Origin of the sequence: Luteolibacter sp. LG18, from assembly GCF_036322585.1 — a bacterium.
GTDB lineage: Bacteria > Verrucomicrobiota > Verrucomicrobiia > Verrucomicrobiales > Akkermansiaceae > Luteolibacter.
The window spans coordinates 3,528,968-3,545,199 of record NZ_AP024600.1 but is presented as its reverse complement, the minus strand read 5'-3'; the positions used below and the strand labels follow the sequence as shown (position 1 = coordinate 3,545,199).

The window sequence follows — 16,232 nt, the reverse complement described above, 5'->3', positions numbered from 1 at the left end:
CGCGGCCGTGGTTGCCATGGTGAAATGGATCGGCCTCAGCAGGCGGCCATGTTTTCCAGGCTCTGGCGTTTGCCATCGCGCCACTTGCGCGGGGTCACGCCGTGGTATTTCTGGAACAGGCGGCAGAGGTTCTTCGCGTCGCCCAGTCCGGTGCGCTCCGCGATCTCATTGAGATTGTAGGCGGTCTCCCCGAGCAGGCGCATCGCCGCCTCCAGGCGCAGGCGCGTGATCTCCTTCACCAACGTGAGGCCGGCTTCCTGGAGCAACGCCTTCTGCAGGCCGCGGGCCGTCAGACCCGCCTGCTTCGCCACATCCGCCACGGTGAGCGGCTGCGCGAAATTCTCGCGAATGAAGCTCATCGCGCGGCGCACGCCACGGTGCGGCCCGATGTAGAGAGAGGTCGAGGCGCGGGCATCCACCTGCACCGGCTGCACCAGCAGCGGGCGGCCCGGCTTCTTCGCGCCATTGACCAGATCCGCCAGCAGCGCCGCCGCGGAGCGACCCACTTCCTGCAGGTTCACATCCACCGAGGAAATCTCCACCGGCGAGACCCCGAGGAGGTGGCGCTGGTTCTGGCTGCCGAGGATCGCCAGATCCCCCGGCACGCTCAGGCCGATCGATCGCGCCGCGGCCATCAGGTCCAGCGCGCAGCGGTCGTCATCCGCCATGATCGCCACCGGCAGCGGCAGCGCCTGGAGCTTCGCCACCATCCACTCGCGGACAAGGTCGCGCGGCGCGGCGTGGTTCCGGGACAGCTCCGGGTTGTCCTTCATGAAATCGAGCACCACCGGCTCGCGGCCGGACTCGCGGATCGCGCGGACGAAGCCACGCTTCGTCGCCAGGGACTCGGACCCGACCGACTGGCGGCAGAACACGAACGTCGGACGACCGACGGTAAGCAGGTGTTCCGCCCCCAAGCGACCGGCGGCCTCGGCGTCGTAGTTCACCGCGGGGTACTGGGCGGTGGCGCGGGCAAGCTTCGGAAAGGTGGCGTCCAGCATCCGGACCACCGGACAATCGAGGCGGGACAGCCAGTTGGCGATCTTCTGGTTGCTCACGGTGGTGAGCACGCCGTCGAATCCGGAGGCGGGCGGCAGTTGGCCATGGCGGACGCTGGAGAGGTCCACGTCCCATTCATTGGCACGAGCCCACTCGGTGATCCCTTCCAGCAGCGCCGGGTCCTGGATGCCGAGGGCGAGCAGCATCACCGGCCGGCGGCCGATACGACCCGGCGTCGCGAAAGCGGCAGCCTGGTCCTGGGCAAGCAGGTTCGTGGGTACGGTAGAGGTATTTAGGTACATATCGGGGTCTGGTTCCTTGGTTCGGATCGGCGCAATGCGGGGCCGATCTAAAACGGGCGGCAGGAAAAAACATCTGCCTGCAGACGAGGGACAAACAAGGGGGCCAGACGGGACCTAAAAAGACAGGCGGATTGAACCAAAATTCGCTCGGTTGTCACCAGAAATTAGCAGGATTTTCCGCAATCCCCGTAAACCCTTGGGATAAACCCATTCCGAGGGAATATCTAACAATTGCATACCGTCTCCGGCACGACTCCTTCGAAATCATCCACCCGCGGGAACCGGCACCGGCAGCGCCGCCTTCACCGGATGCCAGATTCCAGGCCGCGTGGCGTCGCCATCGATCTTGTCCCAGAACACATGTTCCAGCGCCGGGCACGGCTGCGGCTCGAAGCCGCAGGCCCGGGCGGCGGTGGGGAACCGCAGCTCGCAGAAGATATGCTTGTCATACAACCGGAGCACTTCCGGATCCGCGAACATGGTGTCCAAACAACGCCGGCTCACCGCCATCACCGCCAGCGGGATCACCCCGCAGCGGACTTTCCGGAAACGCCGCGGCAGCTTCCACCGGTAGCACCACCAGTTCCACTTCTGGCCCGGGTAGACGATCTCCTTGGCGATCAAATCCCCCTCGGCGGGAAAAACCTCGTCCACGTCCGCATCGCACACCACGTCCCATTCGAGGAACACCACGCGGTCGAACTCCAGGTGGCGGCCGGTCTCCTGCCACCAGCCCAGGATCATCTTGTCGCAATTGCTCCACGCCCGGTAGCGGTCGAGCCCCGGCTTCGCGTCCCGGCCTTCGAACACCATGATCCGCTTCCCCGGATTGCTCCGCTGGAGCCGCTCCAGATGCGGCAGCCCACGCTGGCGGGTGGTGAAGCAGACGATGACAGTGTCCATGGGCGGACAGGAGGCTATGCAAGGCTAGGAAGAAACCGCCAGCCGCGAATTGCCTCCTCACCTTCCCTGACACTACCTTCCTTCACCCCATGGACCTCTTCGCCCCCGATCCCGCGGACAACCTGCTGCCGCGCGATGGCATCGCCCGCTACCATGGCCCCGTCTTCCCCGCCGCGGAGGCGGACCGCTTTTTCCACGAGCTCCGGGACACCGTGCCGTGGCGGCACGACGAAGTGGTGATGTTCGGGAAACGCGTCGTCACCGCGCGACTGGTGGCGTGGTTCGGCGGAGAAGGCCTCGCCTACACCTACTCCGGCACCACCAAGCAACCGCTGCCATGGACGCCCGCCCTGCTGGAGTTGAAGGCCCGCGTGGAACCGCTGGCGGGAGCCTCCTTCAACTCCTGCCTGCTGAACCTTTATCCCAGCGGCCAGGAAGGCATGGGCTGGCATAGCGATGACGAGTCCTCGATCGCGCGGGACAGCCCGATCGCCTCGCTGAGTTTCGGCGCGGAGCGGCGGTTCGTCTTCAAGCACAAGCGGGACGGCGACAAGGTGGAGCGGGTCTTGGAACACGGCAGCCTGCTGGTGATGGCGGGCAGCACCCAGCGCCACTGGCTCCATGCCCTGCCGAAAGCCGCCAGGATCACCACCCCGCGGATCAACCTGACTTTCCGCGTGATGCAGCCGCAGGATTCACTTCTTTGAATATCCTCCGCATGATAAGCGTCGGATCACCACCATGAGATCCTCCATCCTCCTGTTGTTAGGCATCCTGACCCTCCCGCTTTCGGTCGCCAGCGCGGAGCCGGTGCCACCACCGGTCGCACCGTCGGTTCCAGTCCAGCCGATCCCGGCCCAACCGGTCCCGCGCCAGCGCATCCGCCTCCAAAACAACCCCGGCCAACCGGGCGAAGCCGACCGTAACCTCTCGATCGCCCTCACCGGCAAGGTCGGGGAAAACCGCGAGATCGACGTGTCCCTCACCGGCACCGGCCCGCGTTTCGAGTCCGATTCGATGCTCGCGGACGGCAGTCTCCTCACCGTCCGCTACGACGTCACCCAGACCGACAAGGGCACCCTCGTGAACTACAGCCTCGGCCTGCAGGTGGAGGTCAAGTCGGGGAACAACTCCCAGTACCGCAGCCTCGCCTTCAGCGGCACGGTCCTGTGCACCGGCGACAAGCCTGTGGAGATTTACGCCAATGGCGCGCAGAAGCTCGCGCTGGGCGTTGCAACCACAAAGGCCGCGGAAGCCGATAAGTCGAAATAATACACATCCACCCCACCCATTTGGGCGGGTTCGTTTTTCCGCTCGATTTCCCAGCCCCGCGTTCTTTACTCGGGGCTGTTTCTTTTGTTCCATGCCACCCGTTCCACTCCGTGGCGGCGCCTGCTTTTGGCGTGATTCTCCCAGCCGGATCGTTCGGTGATCCGGGGTTCCTTTCGATTGCATTCCCATGTCGACCACCCTCTTCCAACGCCTGATGCCCGCCGCCATCGCCGCCGGGATGTTCGCTTCCACCCTCCACGCCGCCCCGGCCGAGGCCAAGCACACGTTTTCGATCGGGGACGAGGCTTTCCTGCTGGACGGGAAGCCCTACGTCATCCGCACCGGCGAGATGCACTTCGCCCGCGTGCCGAAGGAATACTGGCGGCACCGCCTCCAACTCCTGAAATCGATGGGCATGAACGCGGTCTGCGCTTACCTATTCTGGAACTACCACGAGTTCGAGCCGGGCAAGTATAACTGGTCCGGCCAGGCCGATGCCGCGGAGTTCTGCCGCATGGCCCAGGAGGAGGGCCTGTGGGTCGTCCTGCGACCCGGCCCTTACGTCTGCGCGGAGTGGGATGGCGGCGGCCTGCCGTGGTGGCTGCTGAAGAATGACAAGATCCAGCTCCGCACCCGCGATGCCGATTTCATGAAAGCCTCCACTGCCTGGTTCAAGGAGGTCGGGCGGGTGCTCGGACCGCTCCAGGTGACAAAGGGCGGCCCGATCCTGATGGCCCAGGTGGAGAACGAATACGGCTCCTACGGCAAGGACGCCGAGTACATCGGCGAGCTGAAGAAAGCCCTCGCCGACGCCGGCTTCAACATCCCTTTCTTCGCCTGCAATCCCGCCGGCGACCTCCGCAACGGTGCGCGCCCGGATCTTTTCAACGTGGTCAACTTCGGCCGCGATCCGGAAGGCGCGTTCAAGAAGCTCCGCGAGATCCAGCCGAAGGGTCCGCTGATGTGCGGCGAGTACTACCCCGGTTGGTTCGATACCTGGGGCAGCCCGCACCACAAGGGCGAGACCGACCGCTACATCAAGGAGCTGGAAAGCATGCTCAAGGCGAAGGCCTCCTTCAGCCTCTACATGGCGCACGGCGGCACCACCTTCGGCATGTGGCCGGGCACCGATCGCCCGTTCAAGCCGGACACCAACAGCTACGACTACGATGCCCCGATCGGCGAGGCCGGCTGGACCGGTGACAAGTTCAACCGCACCCGCGAGCTGATGGGCCGCTACCTCCAGCCCGGCGAACAGCTCACCAACCCGCCCGCACCGATCCCCGTCGCCGCGATCCCGTCCTTCAAGCTCACCCAGACCGCCCCGGTCTTCGCCAACCTTCCGGAGCCGGTGGCCGATTGTGACGTGCACTGCATGGAGTACTACGACCAGGGCCACGGCTGCACCGTCTACCGTTCCGATCTCCCCGCCGGCCCCGCCGCCACGTTGAAGGTCGGCCAGGTCCACGACTTCGCCTGGGTGTTCGTGGATGGCAAGAAGGTCGGCTTCATGGACCGCCGCACCCGCAACTACTCGGTGAAGCTCCCGGCCCGCGAGAAGCCCGGCCGCCTCGACATCCTGGTGGAGGCCATGGGCCACGTGAATTTCGGCAAGGAAGTGCACGACCGGAAGGGCCTCTACGATGGCGTCCAACTCGTCGGCGCGGATGGCAAGGAAACCGCCCTCCCCGGCTCATGGCTGGTCTATCCGCTGCGCCTCGATGACGCCCAGCTCGGCGGCCTGAAATGGCAGACCGGCCCGGCGGAAGGCCCGGCCTTCTGGAAGGGCACCTTCACCGTGGAGAAACAGGCGGACACCTTCCTGGACCTCAGCACCTGGGGCAAGGGCGTGATCTGGATCAACGGCCACTGCCTGTCCCGCTTCTGGAACATCGGGCCCACCCAGACCGCCTTCCTGCCCGGCGCGTGGCTGAAGAAGGGTGCGAACGAGGTGGTCATGCTCGACCTGCTCGGACCGACCCAGCCGGTGCTCGCCGGTCTGGAGAAGCCGGTGCTCGATCAACTCCGTCCCGAGCTCGACTTCGCCAACCAGGCGACCGCCTACGGCAAGCTCGCGCTCGATGGCGTGAAGCCCGCGTTCTCCGGCAGCTTCGCCCCCGGCGGCGATGTCCAGCTCGTGAAACTCCCCGCTCCCGCCACGGGCAAGCAGTTCTGCATCGAGAGCCTCAGCGCCCACGATGGCAAGCAGTTCGCCGCCATCGCCGAGCTCGACCTCGTCGATCCCGCGGGCAACTCAATCTCCCACCAATCGTGGACCATCGGCTATGCCGACAGCGAGGAGAAGAAGGCCGAGGACGGCTCCGCTACCAACGCCATCGACGGCCAGTCCGCGAACTTCTGGCACACCCAGTGGAAGGACGCGCAGCCCGCGCACCCGCACCGCCTGGTAATCGACCTCGGAGCCTCCGCCACCATCGGCGGCTTCCGCTACACCCCGCGCCAGGGTTCCGGCAACGAAGGCGGCCGCATCAAGGACTACCGCATCTACATCGGCGACGCCCTGGTGAAGTGAACCTTGGCTGGGAGTAGGGACATTCCTGTCCCGTTCTTCCTCCCCAAACACCCCCGTCCGCTCCCACGACCCCGCCCCATCTCATCGTCCAATGGGGCGGCCTCCTTCCCGCGAACGACCTCCACCGCCCGGTCATCTCGGCGAGATGACCCTACCTCCAGAGGCACACCGCAGAGGTAGGGTCGCACCGCCGGGGCGACCGGGTCTAACACCCCCGTCCGCTCCCAACGCCCCGTCCCATCCCCTTCATCCGATGGGGCGGCCTCCTTCCCGCGAACGACCTCCACCGCCCGGTCATCTCGGCGAGATGACCCTACCTCCAGGGGCACACCGCAGAGGTAGGGTCGCACCGCCGGGGCGACCGGGTCTAACACCCCCGTCCGCTCCCACCGGCGCGTCCCATCCCCTTCATCCGATGGGGCGGCCTCCTTCCCGCGAACGACCTCCACCGCCCGGTCATCTCGGCGAGATGACCCTACCTCCAGGGGCACACCGCAGAGGTAGGGTCGCACCGCCGGGGCGACCGGGTCTCACACCCCCGTCCGCTCCCAACGGCCCGTCCCATCTCATCGTCCAATGGGGCGGCCTCACTTACTTCCACGTCACCGTCACCGGCTCCGCCCCGGGCGTGACATCAACCTGAACCACGCCTCCTGACACCCTTGCGGGCAGTGCCCCGCCCTTCCGCTCCGCCTTCGCGCTCGTCGCGCCCGCAGCATCGAGCACGATCGTCAGCGGCACGTTGAACACCGCGGCATCCAGCCCCGAGGTCAGCGTGAACGTCGCGCTCCCCTTGCCGCTGGCAGCAAGGACCAGCTTCGCCTCATCACGTTCCCGCGTGTAGCGCGCCACATTGGCGAAGGTGTCGACCCAGATCTCCTTCTCCCGCGCCTTCACGTGCTGGAGGTGGGTGCGCAGGATCTCCGGATCGGTGAAAGCAGAGTAGCCGCTGCCGATCGCATGGGCCATCACCACGCCCCACTTGTGGTCGCGCACCTGCTGGTCGGTCCACTTGTCGAGCCACTCGACGGTCGACCGCTCTCCACCGACCCCGAGCTGCGAATCGCGGCAAGCGATGTAGTGTTTCAACGCGGCGGCAGTGATCTCCGGCGTGGTCTGGTTGAAAGGAAAAGCGAGCGTGAGCGGCGGGCGGCCGATCTCCTTCGCGATCGCGTCGCGGGATTTCACCAGTTCCTCCTCCACCTGCTCCGGCGTCTGTTTGGTGACGCCGGTGTGGGACCAGGTGTGGCTGCCGATCTCGTGGCCCTGCGCGGCCATCTTCCGCAGTTCGTCCCACGTGATGGTGCCCCACGCGCGTTTGTCGTCCTTCCGCTTCTCCGCGTCCTCCACGGTGGCGGCCACGGATTTCGGAATGACGAAGAACGTGCCCTTGAACCCGACCTCGTTGAGCATCGGCACCGCCAGCGTGTATTGGTCGCGGAGGCCATCGTCGAACGTATAGCTGATCGCCGCGGCCCGGTCGCCGGAGAATCGGGCGATGCGCGGGGCCTCGGCGGAGGCAACTGACATGAGCGCCACCAGGGCGGCGACTGAAAGGAACGGTTTCATCGAAAAGCGGGAGTCATGGATACATCGAGCCATCTGGAGACAGAATTGACAAAATTGGCAGAATTAACATGAAGCATCGAAATGGATCGATGCCCTCAAAGCTGAAGCGGCCAACCGTTAATTCTGAAAATTCTGTTCATTCTGTCCAAAGAATGTCCGAACAACCCTCGAGAGGAATGGTTGGTCAAGGAGCCGCGGCACGGGCCTTTTCGAGCAGCGCCTCGACGGCGGGCCAGGTGATGCCGCGGCTGCTGGTGCTGCTCGGGTGGATGCCATCGGGCACGGCCTTCTGGTAGCGCTCCGGCTCCTCCTTCTGGATCTTCAGCCAGTTCGGATAGTTGTCCACCAGCGGCAGCTTGTGATCGCGCGCGTAGCTCCGGTACACCTCGTAGTAGGCGGGGAGTTCGGGGCGGTCGCTGCCGTATTTCTTTTCCGGCACCCGCGGCGAGTCCCACGCGATGTCCATCGTCTGGAGCACGATGTCGACGTCCGGATTCTGCTGGCGGGCCGCCTTCACCATGGTGTCGAGGTTCGCTTTCGACTTCTCCAGCGGGACGTTGTTCGGGGTGGCGGCGTCGTTCATCGAGAACTCGATGAAGAGCAGGTCCGGCTTGGCATCGAGCACCCGCTTCTGGAAATTCTCGACCCCCCAGTTCGAGTGCATGCCCGCCTTGGCGGCGTTCACGAACGTGACCTGGCCGGGGAACTTCGCATCGAAGTATTCCTTCAGCGCCTGCGCCCACGCACCCTTGATCGTGAGGCTGGTGCCATACACGACCACGTTCTTCTTCTGCCCCGCCTTCAGATCCTTGAAGACCTTCACGGGCAGGGGCGCGGGTTCTTCGGCGGCGGTGGCCCGCGGCGCGATCCCCCCCAGGGCGGACACGAGCGAGCAGCACAGCAGGAAACGACAGAGATATTTCATGACGGGGAGCGGGTTATTTTTTCAACGACTGCATCGCTTTCGCGAAACGGGCGCCCATCTGCTGCTGGGCCTCGGCGGAGTAATGGAGATGGTCGCCCTTGTCGCCGAGACCGGCGGAATCGGCATAGCCGGTGTTCGGCGTGCCGGTGCCGATCTTCTTGATCGCGGCGCGCACCGTATCGGCATACGGATACTTTTCCTTCTGGAGGAAATCGCCGATCTGCCCGACCACGATGGGAAGCTCCGGAGCGCCCAGGTCGGCGCGGAGGTCCTTGAGCATCTTCGTCAGCTCGGCCTCATAACGATCGGCCCACGGCTGCTTGTCGGTGTCGCTCTCACCCTGGAGCCACAGCACCCCGGCGAGCGTTCCGGCCTGCAGCGCGGGCTTCGCGCGCTCCAGCGCCTGCTGGTAGAGGTCGCCGCCCTTCACCCAGCGCTTCAGCGGCGTGCCGCCGACCGCGCAGGGTACCAGCCCGATCGTCACCGCCGGATCGGCTTTGATCATTTCCATGGCGAACGGAATGCCCGGGCCCACTCCGGACTCGGTGCGGCCGTGCTTCTCGTGGATCGGATCCTTCGCCACGTACCACTGGCCCTCGGGCGTGATCGCGATCACCCGCGGGCTGGTCTTCTGCTTGTCCAGCTCACGGGTGTCGCGACCGGCCATGTTCGATTGCCCCATCAGCAGGTAGACACGGAGCTTCTCCTTCGCCGGTGGCTGGACGATCGTGCGCTCCGGCGCGGCGGCTTCCTTCTCGGGAGCCACGGGTTCCTTCGCGTGGAGCAGAGGACCGGCGAGAAGGAGGGAAACGAAAAGAGCGGATGGTTTCATGGTGGTTATCAATGGGTCAAAGTATCGATGAGGTAGGACTCCACGGTGGGATGCTTCACCTCCGGCGCACCGGGATAGACCAGCTCGCAGGCCAGGTGCAGGCCATCGAGCGTCTCCTTCAGCTTCACCCCGAAGTTCGCGGTGTGGGTCGGATCCCTCTGGTCCTGCCCGATCGAGGGCGCGGCGGGATAAAACAAATACACCGGCGGATCGCCCGCGCTGGCGTGCTCCATCGGCGAGTATTCACGGATCCACGGCAGGAACTCCGAACGGCGCTCCAGGAACTCGGCGAAGCGCGTGTCCCGTGTCTTGAGGTCCTTCGGGTCCATCAGCCCGAACGCGTGGCCGCCATAGCGGCTGTTCGGCGTCCACTCCTTGAGCAGCAGCGGATCGAGCGACGTCTGCGCGATCTCCACCGCCGCGCACAGCAGCCGGGTCGACTCCCGCGCCACCGGATCAGAGTTGGACGGGTCCGCCAGATCATCATGGAACGCCAGCCACAGGCTGGAGCACGCACCCGCCGAGGCCCCGGTCGCGGCGATGCGCTTCTTGTCGAGATTCCACTCCCCCGCCTTCGAGCGCACGAACTGGAGCGCCTGCGCCGCATCATGGACCGGCCACTCCACCGGTGGCATCACTCCGGTTTCCTGCGCCTGGGTGCTGTACCGATAATTGATCGAGACCACCGAAATGCCCGCGGTGAGGTAGGCGGAAACCTCCTTCACCTCCCTCTTGTCGCCCTTCACCCAGCCGCCGCCGTGAATGTGGAACACCACCGGCGCGGGCTTCGCCGACTCCGCCTTCCACACGTCCATCACCTGCCGCGGATGCGTCCCGTAGGCGACATTCGCGAAGGTCGGCGGTGGATTGGAATCAGCCCCGGAAAGAACCGCTGGCAAGGAAAGCAGGATGGATGACAACAGCGCGCGCATGGATCGGACGAGGCTCGATTCAATAGAAGTCCACGCAATCGATCGCGAAGCTCGGGCTCAGGAAACCGCTGCCGCCATTCCCGGACGTGATCTTGATCTCCAGCTTGTTCTCCCCCGCCACCAGCGCCTTCGCCGGCACCCGGAAACTAAAGAAGCCGTAGTTCGTGCGATAGGTGCCGATCGTCAGCGATCGCGAATCCGGCTGGCCCACCGGCTTCTGCATCGGCGCGCTCCATGTCGAGTTCAGCGTGATCGCCGGCCTGCCGCCGGAAAACGAAGTCGTGGTGCCGATCCGGATGGTGCAGTCCTTCACCTGCGCCGGGGTCAGCGTGAAGGAAACCGTCACCGGCTCGTTCACGCCACGCCACGTCACCGCCGGGAAATCGGACACCTTGCTTTTCCCAACCGTGAACACCCCCCCGGACCACGGCGCCTGCCGCTTGTCCGACGGATGCATGCGCGTGAGGTTCGGGCCGTTCCGGAACTCCAGCGGCGTCCCATCCCACACCCCGATGCGCCACAACGCCGGATTCGCGGCCGGATCGGTGGTGATGGTGATCGGCGGCAACGTGGTGGCCTGGCCCGCGGCGACGCTCACCGGCGCGGTGTAAACCGCCAGCTCGTTCTTGTAGACCGTCATCGTGTAGCTGCCCGGCTTCATGTTCGCGCAGGTGGCGGAGCCATCGGTGCGCGAGGCATCCGTCCAATACTGCGCCGTCGCATTCGCGAAGGCCACCGTGTAGGGCATGCTTGCATCCCGACCGCCGATCCCGCGCACGACCACCTTGCCACGACCGGAAACCGGCACATACCCGGTGAGCCCGAGGTTCGCGATGAATCCCATGTCCGGGACCGGCGGCGTGGCCCCGGTGGTGAACATCAGCGCATACGGCCCGAAGAGCACGCCGAGCCGCCGTTCCTCCGTCTGGGCATGGCCGGAGTTCATGTAGTTGTAGACCTCGGAATCCGACCCGCTCTGGTTCTGGATGTCCCGGTAGAACGGCCCGCCGCTGGAGCTCTCGCGGTTCCCATACACCATGAACGCGGCCCGCCCGGAACCGCTCACACCGCGGATCGACAGGTCCTTCGCACGCTGGTTCCCGTAGTACTTGCTGCGCGTGATCCCGTCCTCGGTCCCGAAGACATCCTTCGACTCCACCCCCTTGGTGGTCCCACGGGTGGTGGAATCCTCCGGCGTGTTCGGAAACAGCGATCCCTGCAGGCGTGTGATCCAGCGCAGCTCCCCCACCCGCGGCTCGTTCACCGCATGGGTGGCCATGTAGATCGTGTTCTCGTTCCTACGGACAATGTAGTACTGCGTGAAGTTCGCGGCCACCTGGTTCTCGGCCGTCGTCGCCACCGTGATCTTCACCGTGTTCACGTCCGACCAAACCGCGGTCGTCGTCCCCTGGGGACCCAGCCCGGAGGCGATGCCCGAGGCCTTCTTGCCGTTCAACTCCGTGCCGTTCAGCTTGATCGACTCGAGGTTGCCGGTGGAGCGGTTCACTCGGAAAACGAGGCCCGCCCCGCTGTCCACGGTGTAGGCCTTGGCATCGGTGACCACTCCGAACTCCGCGTGGAGCGGAGCGGCGGAAAGGACGAGCAGGCTGGAAAGGACCGCGAGGCGTCCGGTTGGTTTCATGTCGTGGGAATGGAGTCGGTGGTTCAAAATGGGAAACTATGGCACCAGGGCCACGCGATAGAAAGCCCGCGCCGCGGGCGGAGCGGTGTCGGTGAAGGAGCCCGTGCCGGTCACGCTGCCGATCACCGCCCACGGCCCGTCCAAGGTGGTGGCACGGCGGATCTCGAAAGTCACTCCGGTGGCGGACGGCCACGTGAGCGTGAAGCCCTGCGGCACCCGCGCGACGCTGGCCGCGAACAGGGTTCCGCGGTCCGATGGATCAATCGCCAGCGCCGCCGCGATCCCCGTCCCGCTCGTGTTCACCGCCGAAATGCGATACAGGTATCCACCGCCCGCCGCCACGTCGGTGTCCGTCCACGAGGTCGACGTCAGCCCGCCCGCCACCACGCTCCACGGCCCCTGCGCGGACGAGGCACGACGAATCTCGTACATCGCCGCACCCGCCACCGCGCCCCAGTGGAGAAACACGCCACCCGGCCCGGACAAGCCCAGCGCCACCGCATTTCCGGGAATCGCGGGCACATCGAGCACCGTACCGGGACTCGTCGGATAAACGTCCACGCAATCCACCGCGTAGCCGGGCGAAAGGTAGCCCGTGCCACCCGATCCGCTCACCGCCCAGATCGTGAGCGTGTTCGTCCCCGCCACCAGCGCGCTCGCCGGCACGGCGTAGGTATAGAGCGTGTTGTTCCCGCGGTAGGTGCCGATCGTGAGGCTGCGTGAGTCCGGCTGCGACGATGGACTCGGGATCGCCGACGACCACGTGTTCATCCGGATCTGCGGCCTCGCCCCGCCGTAGGACGCCGTGATGCCGATGCGCACCGTGCACGCGTTCAACTGCGCCGCCGTGAGGTTGAAACTCACGTTCATCGTGCCGTTCACGTCCTTCCACTGGCACGCCGGGAAACCCGTCGCCGCCGTGCTCGTGCCCACCGTGTAGGTCCCCGGCGTCCACGACGCCTGGCGGACATCCGAGGGATGCATCCACGTGAGGTTCCCGCCGTTGAGAAACTCCAGCGGCGTTCCATCCCAGTTCCCGATCCGCCACAGCGGCACCGTGCGCGAGGGATCGCCGGTCAGCGCGATGGCGGACAGCGCCGTCGTCTGCCCCGCCGTCACACCGACCGTGGCCGAGTAAACGGACAGCTCGTTCTTATAAACGGTGAGCGTGTAGCTGCCCGGCTTCATGCCCGTGCAGTTCACCGCGCCGCTCGTGGGATCGGCATCGAACCAATACTGCGCCGGCGCGTTCGCGAAACCCACCGTGTAGGCGTGGCTCGCATCCCGGCCGGTGATCGCCGGAATGCTCACGGCACCTCGACCGCTGGCGGGCACGTAGCCGGTCAGCCCCAGGTTCGCGATGAAGCCCATGTCCGGCACCGCGGGCGTCGAGCCATCCGTGAACATCAGCGCATAGGGACCATGCAGCACCCCGGTGCGCCAGGCTTCCGTCTGGTTGTGCCCCGAGTTCATGTAGTTGTAGACCTCGGTGTCCGATCCACTCTGGTTCTGGATGTCCCGGAAAAACGGGCCGCCGCAGGCACTCTCACGGTTGCCATAGGCCACGAACAAGCCGCGCCCGGTGCCCGTCACGCCGCGCAGCAGCAGGTCCTTCGCCCGCTGGTTCCCGTAGTACTTGCTGCGCGTGGTGCCATCCGCCATTCCGAAAACGTCGGTGGACTCGATCGCCCCCGTGCTGTCCCGCACGGTCGATTCCACCGGCGTGCCGGTGAACAGCGCGCTCTGCAACCGCGTGACCCACCGCTGCTCGCCCACCCCCGGTTCGTTCAGCGAATGGGTGGCCATGTAGATCGTGTTCTCGTTCTTACGGACGATGTAGTAGTGCGTCATCCCCGCCACCACCCCGTTGCTCGCATCCGTCGCCGCCGTCACCATCACCGTGTTCGCATCGGACCACACGCTCGTGGTCGTCCCCGTGGAGCCCAGGCCGGACGCGATCACCGAGGCCTTCGTGGTGTTGTTCAGTTCGGTCCCGTCCAGCTTGATCGAGTCGATCCCGCCATTCGCCCTCACCACGCGGAACACCAGCCCCGCCCCGCTGTCCACCGTGTAGTAGGTGCTGGTCGTCGTCACCCCGAAGGCACCGAAGGCCATCGTCGCGGACCCGAGGAACCCGCCCCACAGCGCGGCCAGCCACGGCAGCCGGAAGGCACGTCCGGGCCGGTGGAGGTCGATCGGATTGGACTGGGTTTTCAACTGCGGGCGGTGGCACGGACATCCCATCGGCCTGCCGCCATCGGCGCGGCAGCGTGGACCCGGGTCGGATCATTTTCGCGATTACCGCCGCGCGGACAATAACCCGTTCGGAGTAAACCGTTTCGGACTCTCCCATCCACCCCCCTCTCTCCCCTTCGCCGAATCCCCTCCAACCCCCTCAATTAATCGTTTTATTTTTCCTTGCCTCCGCCCCCTCCAGATGCGATTGCATTCAACGTGGTTGCCGCTGCCATCCCCTTCCGGACGGAGCCGCATCCGTCCTTCCAGCCTCACTTTGGCGGCGGGCATTTCCCGGCCCGCCGCGCCAAATGAACGCCTCCTTTCATGACCTCCCAGCGTTCCGCCTCCTCGTTGCCGATCCAGAATCCGGTTCTCAAGGGATTCAATCCCGACCCGTCGATCCTCCGCGTCGGCGATGACTACTACCTCGCCACCTCCACCTTCGAGTGGTTCCCCGGCGTCCAGATCCATCACTCCCGCGACCTGCGGAACTGGCGGCTGCTCACCCGCGTGCTCGATCGCCCCGGCCAGCTCGATATGACCGGGAATCCCGACTCCGGCGGCATCTGGGCTCCCTGCCTCACCCACTCGGACGGCCTCTTCCACCTCATCTACACCGACGTCAAATACTGGAAGCGCGAGCCCTACAAGGTCGCCTACAACTACCTCGTCACCGCCCCGGACATCACCGGCCCGTGGTCCGATCCGGTGTTCCTGAACAGCAGCGGCTTCGACCCCTCCCTCTTCCACGATGACGACGGCCGCAAGTGGCTGCTCAACATGCTGTGGGACCACCGCAAGCAGAACAACCGCTTCGCCGGCATCCTGCTCCAGGAATACTGCCCGCGCACCCGCAAGTTGATCGGCCCCATCAAAAACATCTTCACCGGCACCGATCGGAAACTCGTGGAAGGTCCCCACCTCTACAAGCGGGACGGCTACTACTACCTCCTCACCGCCGAGGGCGGCACCGAGTACGCCCACGCCGCCACCCTCGCCCGCTCCCGCACCATCGAGGGGCCCTATGAACTCCTGCCCGGGAAGCACCTCCTCAGCTCCTGGGGCCATCCCGAGATCACGCTTCAAAAGGCCGGCCACGGCTCGCTGGTCGAAACCCAGCACGGCGAGTGGTACCTCGCCCACCTCTGCGGCCGCCCCATCGATGGCCGGCACTGCACGCTCGGCCGCGAAACCGCCCTCCAGAAATGCGAGTGGCACGACGATGGCTGGCTGCGCCTCGCCCACGGCGGCATCCTCCCCCTCGTGGAAACCGCCGCCCCCCTCGGCCTCCCGCCCGCCCCCTTCGAGGACGAGCCATGGGATGGCCGCTTCGATTCCCCGGTGCTCGATCTCCATTTCCAAAGCCTCCGCCGCCCGATCACGGAGGACTGGCTGAGTCTCGGCGACCGCTCCGGCTACCTGCGGCTGAAAGGCGGCGAACCCACCGTCAGCACCTTCCGCCAGAGCCTCATCGCCCGCCGCGTGCAGTCCTTCGACATTCGCGTCGAAACTTCGGTCGAGTTCCAGCCGGAGAGCTTCCAGCAGATGGCCGGCCTCATCGCCTACTACGATACCGAGAACCACTACTACCTCCGCCTCAGCCACGATGAACAGCTCGGCCGCACGCTCAACATCATCGCCACCGATGCCGCGGAAAGCCGCGAGCTCCTCGAGCATGACATCCCCGTCCCTGCCCATGGCGGGATCGACATGCGCCTGACCCTGAAGGGCGCGGCCCTGCAATTCGAATACGCCGTCGCCGACGGGGACTGGCAACCCATCGGCCCCGTCCTCAATGGCGCGATCCTCTCGGACGATCACTCCCACCTCGGCTTCACCGGTGCCTTCGTCGGCCTCTGCTGCCAGGACCTCACCGGCCGGGGACTGCACGCCGACTTCCCCCACTTCCTCTACCTCGAGCAGGACGCCATCAAGCCCCCCTCCGCCTCCGCCTCCGCCTTCGCCCTCGACCACGCCACCGCCCCCGCTCTCTAACAAATCCCCCCCGGAAGCCGGACCTCTGGAGGTAGGGTCATCTCGCCGAGATGACCGGGCGGAAAAACGTCGTCCGCAAACAGGACACCG

12 protein-coding genes are annotated in these 16,232 nt (G+C 65.7%); 4 read left to right on the top strand and 8 right to left on the bottom strand.

Going from position 1 to position 16,232, the window contains the following annotated elements:
- Positions 1 to 35: 35 nt before the first annotated feature.
- Positions 36 to 1,301, bottom strand: coding sequence for a substrate-binding domain-containing protein (locus llg_RS14160; RefSeq protein ID WP_338285329.1), 1,266 nt, complete (start codon positions 1,299 to 1,301; stop codon positions 36 to 38).
- A 264-nt stretch (positions 1,302 to 1,565) separates the two neighbouring features.
- Entirely contained in the window at positions 1,566 to 2,204 is a 639-nt protein-coding gene (locus llg_RS14155) for a hypothetical protein (protein ID WP_338285328.1), read from the bottom strand.
- Between the two features lie 89 nt (positions 2,205 to 2,293).
- Here llg_RS14155 and llg_RS14150 point away from each other — a divergent pair, with 89 nt between their 5' ends.
- From llg_RS14150 to llg_RS14140, 3 genes are all read left to right on the top strand, one after another.
- Positions 2,294 to 2,911, top strand: coding sequence for an alpha-ketoglutarate-dependent dioxygenase AlkB (locus llg_RS14150; protein WP_338285327.1), 618 nt, complete (start codon positions 2,294 to 2,296; stop codon positions 2,909 to 2,911).
- A gap of 34 nt (positions 2,912 to 2,945) precedes the next feature.
- A complete protein-coding gene (locus llg_RS14145) occupies positions 2,946 to 3,476 on the top strand; it encodes a hypothetical protein (RefSeq protein WP_338285326.1) in 531 nt (176 codons plus the stop codon).
- 187 nt (positions 3,477 to 3,663) lie between these two features.
- The gene (locus llg_RS14140; protein WP_338285325.1) at positions 3,664 to 6,009 is read left to right on the top strand and encodes a beta-galactosidase; all 2,346 of its coding nucleotides are present in this window, start codon (positions 3,664 to 3,666) and stop codon (positions 6,007 to 6,009) included.
- A 591-nt stretch (positions 6,010 to 6,600) separates the two neighbouring features.
- Here the strand turns inward: llg_RS14140 and llg_RS14135 are convergent.
- From llg_RS14135 to llg_RS14110, 6 genes are all read right to left on the bottom strand, one after another.
- Complete coding sequence (locus tag llg_RS14135) at positions 6,601 to 7,578, bottom strand: polysaccharide deacetylase family protein (protein WP_338285324.1); 978 nt, start codon at positions 7,576 to 7,578, stop codon at positions 6,601 to 6,603.
- 184 nt (positions 7,579 to 7,762) lie between these two features.
- A complete protein-coding gene (locus llg_RS14130; RefSeq protein WP_338285323.1) occupies positions 7,763 to 8,503 on the bottom strand; it encodes an SGNH/GDSL hydrolase family protein in 741 nt (246 codons plus the stop codon).
- A 13-nt stretch (positions 8,504 to 8,516) separates the two neighbouring features.
- Positions 8,517 to 9,335 carry a sialate O-acetylesterase gene (locus llg_RS14125; RefSeq protein ID WP_338285322.1) on the bottom strand — a complete coding sequence of 273 codons (819 nt, stop codon included), beginning with the start codon at positions 9,333 to 9,335 and terminating at the stop codon, positions 8,517 to 8,519.
- A gap of 8 nt (positions 9,336 to 9,343) precedes the next feature.
- The gene (locus llg_RS14120) at positions 9,344 to 10,267 is read right to left on the bottom strand and encodes an alpha/beta hydrolase (protein WP_338285321.1); all 924 of its coding nucleotides are present in this window, start codon (positions 10,265 to 10,267) and stop codon (positions 9,344 to 9,346) included.
- 19 nt (positions 10,268 to 10,286) lie between these two features.
- Positions 10,287 to 11,909, bottom strand: coding sequence for a rhamnogalacturonan lyase B N-terminal domain-containing protein (locus llg_RS14115; RefSeq protein WP_338285320.1), 1,623 nt, complete (start codon positions 11,907 to 11,909; stop codon positions 10,287 to 10,289).
- Between the two features lie 36 nt (positions 11,910 to 11,945).
- Positions 11,946 to 14,126, bottom strand: coding sequence for a rhamnogalacturonan lyase B N-terminal domain-containing protein (locus llg_RS14110; RefSeq protein WP_338285319.1), 2,181 nt, complete (start codon positions 14,124 to 14,126; stop codon positions 11,946 to 11,948).
- 345 nt (positions 14,127 to 14,471) lie between these two features.
- On the opposite strand from llg_RS14110, the gene llg_RS14105 reads away from it, so the two are divergent.
- On the top strand, positions 14,472 to 16,142 hold the full coding sequence (locus llg_RS14105) for a glycoside hydrolase family 43 protein (protein WP_338285318.1): 1,671 nt from the start codon (positions 14,472 to 14,474) through the stop codon (positions 16,140 to 16,142).
- Positions 16,143 to 16,232: the final 90 nt, after the last annotated feature.

What these genes read in the sequence shown, in the direction of transcription:
- llg_RS14160 (WP_338285329.1), bottom strand. Translation starts at nt 1,301, where the DNA reads ATGTACCTAAATACCTCTACCGTACCCACGAACCTGCTTGCCCAGGAC.
- llg_RS14155 (WP_338285328.1), bottom strand. Translation starts at nt 2,204, where the DNA reads ATGGACACTGTCATCGTCTGCTTCACCACCCGCCAGCGTGGGCTGCCG.
- llg_RS14150 (WP_338285327.1), top strand. Translation starts at nt 2,294, where the DNA reads ATGGACCTCTTCGCCCCCGATCCCGCGGACAACCTGCTGCCGCGCGAT.
- llg_RS14145 (WP_338285326.1), top strand. Translation starts at nt 2,946, where the DNA reads ATGAGATCCTCCATCCTCCTGTTGTTAGGCATCCTGACCCTCCCGCTT.
- llg_RS14140 (WP_338285325.1), top strand. Translation starts at nt 3,664, where the DNA reads ATGTCGACCACCCTCTTCCAACGCCTGATGCCCGCCGCCATCGCCGCC.
- llg_RS14135 (WP_338285324.1), bottom strand. Translation starts at nt 7,578, where the DNA reads ATGAAACCGTTCCTTTCAGTCGCCGCCCTGGTGGCGCTCATGTCAGTT.
- llg_RS14130 (WP_338285323.1), bottom strand. Translation starts at nt 8,503, where the DNA reads ATGAAATATCTCTGTCGTTTCCTGCTGTGCTGCTCGCTCGTGTCCGCC.
- llg_RS14125 (WP_338285322.1), bottom strand. Translation starts at nt 9,335, where the DNA reads ATGAAACCATCCGCTCTTTTCGTTTCCCTCCTTCTCGCCGGTCCTCTG.
- llg_RS14120 (WP_338285321.1), bottom strand. Translation starts at nt 10,267, where the DNA reads ATGCGCGCGCTGTTGTCATCCATCCTGCTTTCCTTGCCAGCGGTTCTT.
- llg_RS14115 (WP_338285320.1), bottom strand. Translation starts at nt 11,909, where the DNA reads ATGAAACCAACCGGACGCCTCGCGGTCCTTTCCAGCCTGCTCGTCCTT.
- llg_RS14105 (WP_338285318.1), top strand. Translation starts at nt 14,472, where the DNA reads ATGACCTCCCAGCGTTCCGCCTCCTCGTTGCCGATCCAGAATCCGGTT.